This is a genomic window from Enterobacter sp. UPMP701 (assembly GCF_053709515.1).
The window spans coordinates 61,824-74,949 of record NZ_JBSKJN010000002.1 but is presented as its reverse complement, the minus strand read 5'-3'; the positions used below and the strand labels follow the sequence as shown (position 1 = coordinate 74,949).

The 13,126-nt window shown below is 59.8% G+C and carries 11 protein-coding genes; 8 read left to right on the top strand and 3 right to left on the bottom strand.

The window, feature by feature from the left end; genetic code table 11:
- The first annotated feature begins 8 nt into the window (after positions 1–8).
- The 3 genes from ACWKXT_RS05860 (at position 9) to hutH (ending at position 4,075) form a co-directional block, all read left to right on the top strand.
- Positions 9–743: a histidine utilization repressor gene (locus ACWKXT_RS05860; RefSeq protein ID WP_454528866.1), complete on the top strand. Its 735-nt coding sequence runs from the start codon at positions 9–11 to the stop codon at positions 741–743.
- Positions 744–869: 126 nt separating this feature from the next.
- Positions 870–2,558 carry a urocanate hydratase gene (hutU, locus tag ACWKXT_RS05855; protein WP_454531942.1) on the top strand — a complete coding sequence of 563 codons (1,689 nt, stop codon included), beginning with the start codon at positions 870–872 and terminating at the stop codon, positions 2,556–2,558.
- A complete protein-coding gene (gene hutH / locus ACWKXT_RS05850; RefSeq protein ID WP_454528820.1) occupies positions 2,555–4,075 on the top strand; it encodes a histidine ammonia-lyase in 1,521 nt (506 codons plus the stop codon). The genes hutU and hutH overlap by 4 nt, the downstream gene beginning before the upstream one ends.
- 58 nt (positions 4,076–4,133) lie before the next feature.
- On the opposite strand, the gene ACWKXT_RS05845 is transcribed toward hutH, so the two are convergent.
- Together ACWKXT_RS05845 and bioA are read right to left on the bottom strand one after the other, a co-directional pair.
- A complete protein-coding gene (locus ACWKXT_RS05845) occupies positions 4,134–4,610 on the bottom strand; it encodes a kinase inhibitor (protein WP_454528821.1) in 477 nt (158 codons plus the stop codon).
- 48 nt (positions 4,611–4,658) lie between these two features.
- Positions 4,659–5,948: an adenosylmethionine--8-amino-7-oxononanoate transaminase gene (gene bioA / locus ACWKXT_RS05840; protein WP_454531941.1), complete on the bottom strand. Its 1,290-nt coding sequence runs from the start codon at positions 5,946–5,948 to the stop codon at positions 4,659–4,661.
- Between the two features lie 86 nt (positions 5,949–6,034).
- On the opposite strand from bioA, the gene bioB reads away from it, so the two are divergent.
- The 4 genes from bioB to bioD are packed head-to-tail and all read left to right on the top strand — an operon-like array spanning position 6,035 to position 9,662.
- Positions 6,035–7,075, top strand: coding sequence for a biotin synthase BioB (gene bioB / locus ACWKXT_RS05835; protein WP_047347038.1), 1,041 nt, complete (start codon positions 6,035–6,037; stop codon positions 7,073–7,075).
- Complete coding sequence (bioF, locus tag ACWKXT_RS05830; protein WP_454531940.1) at positions 7,072–8,229, top strand: 8-amino-7-oxononanoate synthase; 1,158 nt, start codon at positions 7,072–7,074, stop codon at positions 8,227–8,229. The genes bioB and bioF overlap by 4 nt, the downstream gene beginning before the upstream one ends.
- Positions 8,213–8,968 (top strand): malonyl-ACP O-methyltransferase BioC, encoded by a 756-nt coding sequence (gene bioC / locus ACWKXT_RS05825; protein ID WP_454528825.1) that lies wholly within the window; start codon positions 8,213–8,215, stop codon positions 8,966–8,968. The genes bioF and bioC overlap by 17 nt, the downstream gene beginning before the upstream one ends.
- Positions 8,961–9,662, top strand: coding sequence for a dethiobiotin synthase (bioD, locus tag ACWKXT_RS05820; RefSeq protein ID WP_454528826.1), 702 nt, complete (start codon positions 8,961–8,963; stop codon positions 9,660–9,662). Before bioC ends, bioD begins: the two co-directional genes overlap by 8 nt.
- On the opposite strand, the gene ACWKXT_RS05815 is transcribed toward bioD, so the two are convergent.
- A complete protein-coding gene (locus tag ACWKXT_RS05815; RefSeq protein WP_454528827.1) occupies positions 9,625–10,347 on the bottom strand; it encodes an ABC transporter ATP-binding protein in 723 nt (240 codons plus the stop codon). The genes bioD and ACWKXT_RS05815 overlap by 38 nt on opposite strands.
- A 752-nt stretch (positions 10,348–11,099) precedes the next feature.
- Here ACWKXT_RS05815 and uvrB point away from each other — a divergent pair.
- A complete protein-coding gene (uvrB, locus tag ACWKXT_RS05810; protein ID WP_047650628.1) occupies positions 11,100–13,115 on the top strand; it encodes an excinuclease ABC subunit UvrB in 2,016 nt (671 codons plus the stop codon).
- Positions 13,116–13,126 lie beyond the last annotated feature (11 nt).

Here is a 13,126-nt window from a genome sequence, read left to right as displayed (position 1 = left end):
GAGTCATGATGTTTTCACGCTCGCCCCTGCCGCAGTCGAGCCCTCCCGCGCCTTTTTACGAAAAGGTGAAGCAGGCGATCAGCGAAAAAATTGCCGCCGGCGTCTGGCGCCCGCACGACCGCATTCCGTCTGAGGCCGAGCTGGTGGCGCAGTTTGGCTTTAGCCGAATGACCATCAACCGCGCACTGCGTGAGCTGACCGATGAAGGGCTGCTGGTGCGTTTGCAGGGCGTCGGAACCTTTGTCGCCGAGCCAAAAGGACAGTCGGCGCTGTTTGAAATTCGCAGCATCGCGGACGAAATTGCCGCACGAAATCATCAGCACCGCTGCGAAGTGCTGGTGCTGGAAGAGACGCAGGCCAGCCCCGAGCAGGCCGTAGAGCTGAATGTCAAAGAAGGCAGCCGTATCTTCCACTCCGTGATGGTGCATTTTGAGAACGACATTCCGGTGCAGATTGAAGATCGCTGCGTGAACGCTGAACGGATCCCGGACTATCTGAACCAGGATTACACCCACACCACGCCGCACGCGTATCTCTCGCTCGTCGCCCCGCTGACGGAAGGGGAGCACATTGTGGAAGCGGTGCGCGCCACGCCGCAGGAGTGCGAGCTGTTACGCATCAAAGAGCACGATCCGTGCCTGCTGATCCGCCGTCGAACCTGGTCCTCGTCGCACATTGTGTCGCATGCCCGGCTGCTTTTCCCGGGAAATCGTTACCGGCTGCAGGGCCATTTCATGTCATAAGTTTTATAAGCGTGATCGCTAACGCAATATAGCAAAATTGTATCTTTTTTGTTAAATCTGATCTTGTGTGTGCTTGTCTATACAAGTATATCTAAATGTATCACTGTCCCGTATGAGGAGCACACAATGTCGTCAGGTAAATACCGCCAGCAGGATGTCCGCGCCGCGCGCGGCACCACACTCACCGCCAAAAGCTGGCTCACCGAAGCACCGCTGCGCATGTTGATGAACAACCTTGATCCTGAGGTGGCGGAAAACCCCCACGAGCTGGTGGTCTACGGCGGCATAGGCCGCGCCGCACGCAACTGGGAATGCTATGACGCAATTGTAAAATCCCTGACCCACCTCGAAAATGACGAAACCCTGCTGGTGCAGTCCGGCAAACCGGTTGGCGTATTCAAAACCCACAAGAACGCGCCGCGCGTGCTGATCGCCAACTCTAACCTTGTGCCGCACTGGGCCACCTGGGAACACTTCAACGAGCTGGACGCGAAAGGGCTGGCGATGTATGGCCAGATGACCGCCGGGAGTTGGATCTACATCGGCAGCCAGGGGATTGTGCAGGGCACCTACGAAACCTTCGTGGAAGCCGGTCGCCAGCACTATAACGGCTCGCTGAAAGGCCGCTGGGTGCTCACCGCCGGTCTGGGCGGCATGGGCGGCGCGCAGCCGCTGGCCGCCACGCTTGCCGGTGCCTGCTCGCTAAACATTGAGTGTCAGCAGAGCCGCATTGATTTCCGTCTGCGTACCCGTTACGTCGATGAACAGGCCGATAATCTCGATGACGCGCTGGCGCGTATCAAAAAATACACATCCGAAGGTAAAGCGGTGTCGATTGCCCTGTGCGGCAACGCGGCTGATATCGTTCCTGAACTCGTTGCCCGCGGCGTGCGCCCGGATCTCGTCACCGACCAGACCAGTGCCCACGATCCGCTGCACGGTTACCTGCCAAAAGGCTGGACGTGGGAAGAATATCAGCAAAAAGCGGAAACCGATCCGGAAGGCACGGTGCTTGCCGCAAAACGCGCTATGGCAGAACACGTCTCCGCGATGCTGGCCTTCAGCCAGATGGGCATTCCGACCTTTGACTACGGCAACAACATTCGCCAGATGGCGAAAGAGATGGGCGTGAACAACGCCTTCGACTTCCCGGGATTCGTTCCTGCCTATATTCGCCCACTGTTCTGCCGTGGCATCGGTCCGTTCCGCTGGGTTGCCCTGTCCGGCGATCCTCAGGACATCTACAAAACTGACGCCAAAGTGAAAGAGATTGTCGCCGATGACGAACATCTTCACCACTGGCTGGACATGGCTCGCGAGCGTATTAACTTCCAGGGCCTGCCGGCGCGTATCTGCTGGGTAGGGCTGGAGTGGCGTCAAAAGCTAGGCCTGGCCTTCAACGAAATGGTGCGCAGCGGTGAAGTCTCCGCGCCGATCGTCATTGGCCGCGACCACCTGGACTCCGGCTCCGTCGCCAGCCCGAACCGTGAAACCGAAGCCATGCGCGACGGCTCGGATGCGGTCTCCGACTGGCCGCTGCTGAACGCCCTGTTGAATACTGCCAGCGGCGCGACCTGGGTGTCGCTGCACCACGGCGGCGGCGTGGGGATGGGTTTCTCCCAGCACTCCGGGATGGTCATCGTCTGCGACGGAACCGATGAAGCGGCCGCGCGTATCGCTCGCGTGCTGCACAACGACCCGGCCACCGGCGTGATGCGTCACGCGGATGCGGGTTACGAGATTGCCATTGACTGTGCCAAAGAGCAGGGGTTGAACCTGCCTATGATCCCTGCCACACAAGGAAATCATGAATGAACGCCTTAACTCTCACTCCCGGCTCGCTGACGCTGAAACAGCTGCGTAACGTCTGGCGCCAACCGGTCACGCTTTCGCTTGATGAAGGCGCCCATGCCGCGATAAACGACAGCGTTGCCTGCGTAGAAGCGATTGTTGCCGAAGGGCGCACCGCCTACGGGATCAACACCGGATTTGGCCTGCTGGCGCAGACCCGCATCGCCACGCACGATCTGGAGAACTTACAGCGTTCGCTGGTGCTGTCGCACGCGGCGGGCGTCGGTCAGCCGCTGGATGATGAGATTGTCCGTCTGATGATGGTGCTCAAAATCAACAGCCTGGCGCGCGGTTTTTCGGGCATTCGCCTGAGCGTTATCCAGGCGCTGATGGCGCTGGTGAACGCGGAAGTCTACCCGTGGATCCCGGCAAAAGGTTCCGTAGGTGCATCCGGTGACCTCGCGCCGCTGGCGCATATGTCGCTGCTGCTGCTGGGTGAAGGCAAAGCGCGCTGGCAGGGCGAGTGGCTTCCTGCGAAGGAAGCACTGAAAAAAGCCGGATTAACGCCAATTACGCTGGCGGCGAAAGAGGGGCTGGCGCTGCTGAACGGCACGCAGGCATCGACCGCTTTCGCGCTGCGCGGTCTGTTTGAAGCGGAAGATCTGTTTGCCTCAGCCGTGGTGTGCGGTGCGCTGACCACCGAAGCCGTGCTGGGCTCGCGTCGCCCGTTCGACGCGCGTATTCACGAGGTGCGCGGCCAGCGCGGGCAGATTGATGCCGCCGCCATGTACCGCCACGTGCTTACCGATACGAGTGAGATCGCGGATTCACACCATAACTGCGAGAAGGTGCAGGATCCGTATTCCCTGCGCTGTCAGCCGCAGGTGATGGGCGCCTGTCTGACGCAGCTGCGCCAGGCGGCAGAGGTCCTGCTGGTGGAGGCCAACGCGGTGTCAGATAACCCGCTGGTGTTCGCCCAGGAAAACGAGGTGGTATCCGGCGGCAACTTCCACGCCGAGCCAGTGGCAATGGCGGCGGATAATATCGCCCTGGCGATTGCTGAAATTGGGGCGTTATCCGAGCGTCGCATCGCGCTGATGATGGATAAACATATGTCCCAGCTGCCACCGTTCCTGGTGCGCAACGGCGGCGTGAACTCGGGCTTTATGATCGCCCAGGTCACCGCCGCGGCGCTGGCGAGCGAGAACAAAGCGTTATCGCATCCACACAGCGTGGACAGCCTGCCAACCTCAGCCAACCAGGAAGATCACGTTTCGATGGCGCCGGCTGCCGGGCGTCGACTGTGGGAGATGGCCTCCAACACCCGCGGCGTGCTGGCGGTGGAATGGCTGGCGGCAAGTCAGGGTATCGATCTGCGTGAAGGTCTTAAATCCAGCCCGCTGCTGGAGCAGGCGCGTCATACGCTGCGCGAGCATGTTTCGCACTACGATGATGACCGCTTCTTTGCGCCGGATATTGATAAGGCGATGCAGCTTCTGGAAGAAGGGCGGCTGGTGGGGTTGTTGCCTTCCGTGCTCTGATTTTTACCCTCTCCCCTGTGGGGAGAGGGTTAGGGTGAGGGGCCATCAGCCCGCACGATTACGAATACATCGCCGTAATCGACGCGCTACCCAGCGAATGGAAATGCACGTTAAACCCGACCATCGCGCCGCTCGCCCCTTCATCGACCTCAATCTTGTCCACATCCAGCGCGTGCACCGTAAAGATATAGCGGTGGGTTTCCCCTTTTGGCGGCGCCGCGCCGCCATAGCCCGCTTTACCAAAATCGGTGCGCGTCTGAATAGCACCTTCAGGCAGGGCAACCAGATCGGAACCGGAACCCTGCGGCAGGACGCGCGTGTCGGCAGGCAGGTTCGCCACAATCCAGTGCCACCAGCCGGAGCCGGTAGGCGCATCCGGGTCGTAGCAGGTCACGACAAAGCTTTTGGTTCCGTCCGGAACATCGTCCCACGCCAGGTGCGGGGAGATATTGTCTCCCTGATACCCCATGCCGTTGAAAACGTGGCGTTCAGGGAGTTTTTCACCGTCTCGCAGATCTTTACTGATGATTTTCATACGGTTTACCCTCGTTAATCACTCGTTCAGCAAGTGTAATGCATAGGGTTAAATCGTGAAATGTGCGGGAATGTTAACGGCTGTAACGGCCGCGTCGGTTAATTTACACAGCTGCTCGGGCGTGATGCTGTACGGCGGCATCAGGTAGATAAGTTTGCCGAAAGGCCGCACCCAGACGCCCTGCTCAACGAAGAAGCGCTGCAGCGCCGCCATATTCACCGGGTGGGTGGTTTCAATCACCCCAATGGCGCCCAGCACGCGAACGTCCGCCACGAAATTCGCCCCTGAGGCGGCGCTCAGTGCGTCTTTCAGCTGCGCCTCAATCGCCGCGACCTGCGTCTGCCATTCGCCGCTCTCCAGAATAGCGAGGCTTTCGCTTGCCACGGCGCAGGCCAGCGGGTTGCCCATAAACGTCGGTCCGTGCATAAAGCAGCCCGCCTCGCCGTCGCTGACGGTGTCAGCAACCTGGCGGGTGGTGATCGTGGCGGAGAGCGTCATGGTGCCGCCGGTCAGCGCTTTACCCAGACACAAAATATCCGGCGCAATGCCCGCATGTTCGCAGGCAAATAGCTTGCCGGTGCGGCCAAAACCGGTGGCAATTTCATCAGCAATCAGCAGAATGCCCTCGCGGTCGCACATCTTGCGAATACGCCTCAGCCATTCCGGATGGTACATCCGCATTCCGCCTGCGCCCTGCACAATCGGCTCAAGGATCACGGCGGCGATGTCATGGCGATGCGCCGCCATCAGCCGCGCGAAGCCGACCATGTCCATCTCGTTCCACTCGCCGTCGAAACGGCTCTGGGGTGCCGGGGCAAACAGGTTTTCCGGCAGATAGCCCTTCCACAGGCTGTGCATGGAGTTGTCCGGATCGCACACCGACATCGCCCCGAAGGTATCTCCGTGATAGCCGTTGCGGAAGATGAGGAACTGCTGACGCGTTTCGCCCTTCGCGTGCCAGTACTGCAGCGCCATTTTCATCGCCACTTCCACTGCCACCGAGCCGGAATCCGCCAGGAACACGCACTCCAGCGCTTCAGGCGTCATCGCCACCAGGCGACGGCACAAATCCACCGCGGGCTGATGGGTGATCCCGCCAAACATCACGTGTGACATCTGGTCAATCTGCGCCTTCATCGCCGCATTCAGGCGCGGGTGGTTGTACCCGTGAATCGCCGCCCACCAGGAGGACATCCCGTCAACGAGCCGTTCGCCGCTGGCGAGGTGCAGCTCGCAGCCGTGGGCCGAGGCCACCGGATAGACGGGAAGGGGGCGGGTGGTGGAGGTGTAAGGGTGCCAGATATGCTGCTTGTCGAAGGCGAGATCGTCCTGGGTCATAATCGACTTGTAAACCATTTTGAAAAGTTTTAGGTTTACAAGTATAAACCGAACCGACAATTAACAAAACCCTTTGGAGAAGCCCGATGGCTCACCACGCACGCTGGACGATGTCGCAAGTCACTGAATTATTCAATAAACCTTTCCTGGAGCTGATGTTTGAAGCGCAGCAGGTGCATCGTCAGCACTTCGATCCCCGCCATGTTCAGGTCAGCACGCTGCTGTCGATCAAGACCGGTGCCTGTCCGGAAGACTGCAAATATTGCCCGCAGAGCGCGCGCTATAAAACCGGCCTGGAGTCAGAGCGCCTGATGGAGGTCGAGCAGGTGCTCGACTCCGCGCGCAAGGCGAAAAACGCCGGCTCGACCCGCTTCTGCATGGGCGCGGCGTGGAAGAACCCGCACGATCGCGATATGCCGTATCTGGAGCAGATGGTGAAGGGCGTGAAGGAGATGGGCCTCGAAGCCTGTATGACGCTGGGCACGCTGAACGACGAGCAGGCGCAGCGCCTCTCGGCGGCCGGGCTGGACTATTACAACCACAACCTCGATACCTCGCCAGAGTTTTACGGCAACATCATCACCACGCGCACTTACCAGGAGCGTCTGGACACGCTGGATAAAGTCCGTGATGCGGGGATCAAGGTCTGCTCCGGCGGTATCGTGGGCTTAGGCGAAACGGTGAAAGACCGCGCGGGCCTGCTGCTGCAGCTGGCGAACCTGCCGACCCCGCCGGAGAGCGTGCCGATCAACATGTTGGTGAAGGTCAAAGGCACGCCGCTGGCGGATAACGACGACGTGGATGCGTTTGATTTTATTCGCACCATCGCGGTGGCGCGCATCATGATGCCGACCTCGTACGTCCGCCTTTCTGCGGGCCGCGAGCAGATGAGCGAGCAGACCCAGGCGATGTGCTTCATGGCCGGGGCCAACTCCATTTTCTACGGCTGCAAGCTGCTGACCACGCCGAACCCGGAAGAGGACAAAGACGTTCAGCTGTTCCGCAAGCTGGGGCTGAACCCGCACCAGACCGGGGTGCTGACCGGCGATAACGAGCAACAGCAGCAGCTGGAGCAGCAGATTTTCAACGCCGACACCGACCAGTTCTACAACGCGGCAGCCGTATGACCTGGCAGGCACGTATCCAGTCCGCGCTGGACGAACGCCGGGCGGCAGAGGCGTTTCGCGTACGCAGGGTAGTGGAAAACGGCGCAGGCCGTTTTCTTACCCGTGACAACCGGCAGTTTTGTAACTTCTCAAGCAACGATTATCTCGGCCTGAGCCAGCATCCGGCCATCATCCGCGCCTGGCAGCAGGGTGCGGAGCGGTTTGGCGTGGGCAGCGGCGGCTCGGGGCACGTCAGCGGCTACACCACGGCGCATCAGGCGCTGGAGGAAGCGTTGGCTGACTGGCTGGGCTACCCGCGGGCGCTGCTGTTTATCTCCGGTTTTGCCGCGAATCAGGCGGTTATCGCGGCCCTGATGGGGAAAGAGGATCGTATTGTTGCCGACCGCTTAAGCCACGCCTCGCTGCTGGAGGCAGCAAATTTAAGCCCGGCGCAGCTGCGCCGCTTTGCCCATAACGATGCGTCACAGCTCGCTACGCTGCTGGACAAACCCTGCGACGGTCAACAGCTGGTGGTCACCGAGGGCGTGTTCAGCATGGACGGTGACAGCGCGCCGCTTGCCGCGCTGCACGACGCCGCAAAGCGGCAAAACGCCTGGCTGCTGGTCGACGACGCCCACGGCATTGGCGTAATGGGCGACGAAGGTCGCGGCAGCGCGCATCAGCAAAACGTGAAGCCGGAACTGCTGATTGTCACCTTCGGCAAAGGCTTTGGCGTCAGCGGCGCCGCCGTGCTGTGCAGCGAGTCTGTCGCCGACTATCTGCTGCAGTTTGCCCGGCATCTGATCTACAGCACCAGCATGCCGCCCGCGCAGGCCGTGGCGCTGTCAGCGTCGCTGGCGGTGATCCGCAGCGCAGAAGGGGATGAGCGTCGCCAGCGGCTGGCAGAGCACATCTCCAGCTTCCGTCAGGGACTGGCGGCGCTTCCTTTCCACAGTCCCGATTCGCAGAGCGCTATCCAGCCGGTGATTATCGGCGAAAACGGCCGCGCTCTGGCGCTGGCGCAGGCATTACGCGAGCGCGGCATGTGGGTGACGGCCATTCGCCCGCCAACCGTCCCGCCGGGCACCGCGCGGCTGCGCTTAACCCTGACGGCGGCGCATGAACCGCAGGATATCCAGACGCTGCTGGAGGCGCTTCATGATGCCGGTGAATAAGCAGGCCGTCGCGGCGGCCTTTGGTCGGGCCGCGCAGAGCTATTCGCAGCACGATGAACTGCAGCGTCAGAGCGCTCAGGGGCTACTGGCCGCGCTTGGCGAGAACCGCTTCCCGCAGGTGCTGGACGCCGGCTGTGGTCCGGGCAGCAACAGCCGCTACTGGCGCGAGTCGGGAAGCCACGTCACGGCTCTCGACCTCTCCGCCCGGATGCTGGACGAGGCGCGCCAGCAGCAGGCAGCGCATCACTACCTGGCGGCGGATATCGAGGCGATCCCGCTGGCGGATGCGCAGTTCGATCTGGTCTGGAGCCATCTGGCGGTGCAGTGGTGCAGCAGCCTGCCGCAGGCCTTGCGCGAGCTTTATCGCGTGGCGCGACCGGGCGGAAAGGTCGCCTTTACCACCCTGCTGGAAAGTTCGCTGCCGGAGCTGAATCAGGCGTGGAAAGCGGTGGATGAGCAGCCGCACGCTAACCGCTTTTTATCGCATGAGCAGGTGAAGCAGGCGCTGGCAGGCCGGCGCTATCGCAGCGCGGTGCAGACCATCACCCTCAATTTCAGCGACGCGCTCAGCGCCATGCGCTCGCTGAAGGGCATAGGCGCCACGCACCTGCACGCCGGGCGGGAGAAAAAACCGCTCACCCGGGGTCAACTGCAGCGTCTGGAGCTGGCCTGGCCGCAGGCGCGGGGACATTTTCCGCTCTCTTATCAACTTTTTCATGGGATTATCGAACGTGACTGAACGTTATTTTGTCACCGGCACGGATACGGAAGTGGGCAAAACGGTTGCCAGCGCTGCGCTGCTGCAGGCGGCACGAAAGCTTGGGAAAAACACCGCCGGATATAAGCCCGTCGCCTCCGGCAGCGAGATGACGGCGGAAGGGTTACGCAACACCGACGCGCTGACGCTCCAGCGTAACAGCACGCGTGAACTCGCCTATTCAGCGGTGAATCCGTATACCTTTGCCGAGCCGACCTCGCCGCACATTATCAGCGCTGGCGAAGGCCGCCCGATTGATTTCGCCGTGCTATCTGCCGGGTTACGGACGCTGGAAAGCCAGGCCGACTGGGTGCTGGTGGAAGGCGCGGGCGGCTGGTTTACGCCGCTTTCGGACGCGCAGACGTTTGCTGACTGGGTACAGGCCGAGCGGCTCCCGGTCATTCTGGTCGTCGGCGTGAAGCTGGGCTGCATCAATCACGCCATGCTGACGGCGCAGGCCGTACGGCAGGCAGGGCTGACGCTGGCTGGCTGGATAGCCAACGACGTGGTTGCGCCGGGCAGGCGGCATCAGGAATATCTGGCAACCCTGAAGCGCGTGCTCCCGGCACCGTTCCTCGGGGAAATCCCCTGGATTGCCGGCGATGCTGAGCAGGCTGATACCGGACACTATCTCGACCTCAGCGCCTTGCTTCCCGCGACATCCAGTGGGCAATAAGCTCATCGTTCAGCTCGCTAACGTGGCCCTGTGCCACGTTACGCCCGCGATATAGCATGCAAAACCGATCCGCCACCCGGCGGATAAACGACAGCTGCTGCTCCGCTAGCAGTACCGTCATGCCTAACTCCCGGCTTAAGCGCACCAGCAGCAGCGCCAGCTTCTGGGCAAAGCTGTGTCCCGCGCCGTGCATGGGCTCATCCAGAATCAGCATCCGCGGGCGGTTGACCAGCGCATTCGCCAGGGCGAGCTGATACTGATCGTCTGGCGAAAGGGCGTTTCCTCGCGTCTGACGTCGCGCGTAGAGTTCCGGGAACAGATCGTACACGTCGCTTTTCGCTGCCGGGTCGGGTTTCCCCATCGCCCGCATGGCAATATGCAGATTCTCCTCAATCGTCAGTTGAGAAAAAATACGCCTGTCCTGCGGGACATACCCAATCCCCGGCCCTGAGCGCTGTTCTGGCATCTGGCTGAGCAAATCGCGCGGCGGAGCTCCCGCTTCATGCCAGATAATCGTGCCGCTTTCGACGGGGACGTTTCCGGTAATGCAGTTCATCAGGGTGGTCTTGCCCATCCCCGGCAGGCCAACGACGCCTGTACACATGCCCTGCGGAAAATCCAAATCCACGTTCCATAGCGTATGTTGGCTCCCGTAAAACTGATTCACTGCACGCAGACTCAACATCTTTTTCTCCTTAAAAATGCGTAGGGGTAAGACCTGATTTGACACTGCAAAACGCCTGCCAGAAACCGTAAATCGATTAATAAAACGGCTTTTTTAGGAATAAACCGCAGGAGAGCAGGGTAAAAACGCGTGGCTTGCACATCGGCGGTGCCGGGAATGTTGAGTCGTGGTGCAGGACGGAAAATGGCGGAAATGTGAGCAGGATCGCATCGGTTGGTTATGAATGACGCAACTGTTTATCGTCAAAAAATAGCTATAAAAATTTTTTGTTGCCGCTTCGTGGGAAAATCCGGGAATTTGCTGAGCGGCAGTCCATACGGGCTGGAAGCAGTTATCCACTATTCCTGTGGATAACCATGTGCATGAGAGTTAGAAAACATGCGATAAGCGAGAGAAGACGCGGCTTTCGCCCAAATTGGCGCGAAACGCGGCTTTAGAAAATATCGTTTATAATTTAATTGCTTAGATAAAAGCAATGACCGTCATGAAAGTGTCACCCGTTGCCACAAAACTACCATTACCTGGCTTGACAAATGTTAAAAAAGGAAAAGTTTTGGGGATAACCCAACCTGGCTGGTTTTTTATCTCGTCAGAGCCCAAATTTTGTACGCTAACGCGCTAATCACACCGCCGCTATGCTAAATATCCTGACATGCTACTGGTTTTTCATCCAGTGTTTTTTACTGGCATTCCTGGCAACAAGGAGTAAAATTACTCACCTGCCGCTTAATAACGTCATCAGGTCGTCGCCCATGAGTAAACCGTTCAAACTGAATTCTGCTTTCCGTCCATCTGGCGATCAGCCTGAGGCGATCCGTCGTCTGGAAGAGGGGCTGGAAGACGGGCTGGCGCACCAGACGCTGCTGGGGGTAACCGGCTCGGGTAAAACGTTCACCATCGCTAACGTGATTGCGGATTTGCAGCGCCCCACAATGGTGCTTGCGCCCAATAAAACGCTCGCAGCCCAGCTTTACGGCGAGATGAAAGAGTTCTTCCCGGAAAATGCGGTGGAGTATTTCGTCTCCTACTACGATTACTACCAGCCTGAAGCCTATGTGCCGAGCTCTGACACCTTCATTGAGAAAGATGCCTCGGTAAACGAACATATCGAGCAGATGCGACTGTCCGCGACCAAGGCGCTGCTTGAGCGTCGCGATGTGGTCGTGGTTGCGTCTGTTTCCGCGATTTACGGTCTGGGTGACCCGGATCTCTACCTGAAGATGATGCTGCACCTGACGCAGGGGATGATCATCGACCAGCGCGCCATTTTGCGCCGTCTGGCGGAGCTGCAGTACACCCGTAACGACCAGGCGTTCCAGCGCGGCACTTTCCGCGTGCGCGGTGAGGTGATCGACATCTTCCCGGCGGAATCGGACGACATGGCGCTGCGCGTCGAGCTGTTTGACGAAGAGGTGGAACGTTTGTCGCTGTTCGATCCTCTGACCGGCCACGTTGAGTCCGTGATCCAGCGTTTTACCATCTACCCGAAAACGCACTACGTGACGCCGCGCGAGCGTATCGTGCAGGCGATGGAAGAGATCAAAGTGGAGCTGGCCGAGCGTCGTAAGGTGCTGCTGGCGAACAATAAGCTGCTGGAAGAGCAGCGCCTGAGCCAGCGCACCCAGTTCGATCTTGAGATGATGAACGAGCTGGGCTACTGCTCGGGTATCGAAAACTACTCGCGCTTCCTCTCCGGGCGCGGGCCGGGCGAGCCGCCGCCGACGCTGTTTGATTACCTTCCGGCAGACGGTTTGCTGGTGATCGACGAATCCCACGTTACGATCCCGCAGATCGGCGGGATGTACCGCGGTGACCGGGCGCGTAAAGAGACGCTGGTGGAGTACGGATTCCGCCTGCCGTCGGCGCTGGATAACCGTCCGATGAAGTTTGAAGAGTTTGAGGCGCTCGCGCCGCAAACCATTTATGTTTCGGCCACACCGGGCAACTACGAGCTGGAGAAATCCGGTGAAGACGTTGTCGATCAGGTTGTGCGTCCAACGGGTCTGCTCGACCCGATTATCGAAGTCCGCCCGGTGGCGACTCAGGTAGACGATCTGCTCTCTGAAATTCGCGCCCGTTCCGCCATTAACGAGCGCGTGCTGGTGACCACGCTCACCAAGCGTATGGCGGAAGACCTGACCGAGTATCTGGAAGAGCACGGCGAGAAAGTGCGCTATCTGCACTCGGATATCGACACCGTAGAACGTATGGAGATTATCCGCGATCTGCGTCTGGGCGAGTTCGACGTGCTGGTGGGGATCAACCTGCTGCGAGAAGGTCTTGATATGCCGGAAGTTTCGCTGGTGGCGATTCTGGATGCGGATAAAGAGGGCTTCCTGCGTTCTGAGCGCTCTCTGATCCAGACCATCGGCCGTGCGGCGCGTAACGTCAACGGTAAAGCGATTCTGTATGGCGACAAAATTACGCCGTCGATGGCGAAAGCGATTGGCGAAACGGAACGCCGACGCGAGAAACAGCAGCGCTACAACGAAGAGCACGGCATCACGCCGCAGGGGCTGAACAAGAAGGTGGTGGATATCCTGGCGCTGGGTCAGAACATTGCCAAAACCAAAGCGAAAGGTCGCGGCAAGGCGCGTTCAGTGGTGGAAGAAGATACCGTCGTGCTGACGCCGAAAGCGCTGCAGCAGAAAATCCACGAGCTGGAAGGGCAGATGATGCAGCACGCGCAGAACCTGGAGTTCGAAGAGGCGGCGCAGATCCGCGACCAGCTTCATCAGCTGCGGGATCTTTTCATCGCGGCATCGTGAGTAAAGCGATG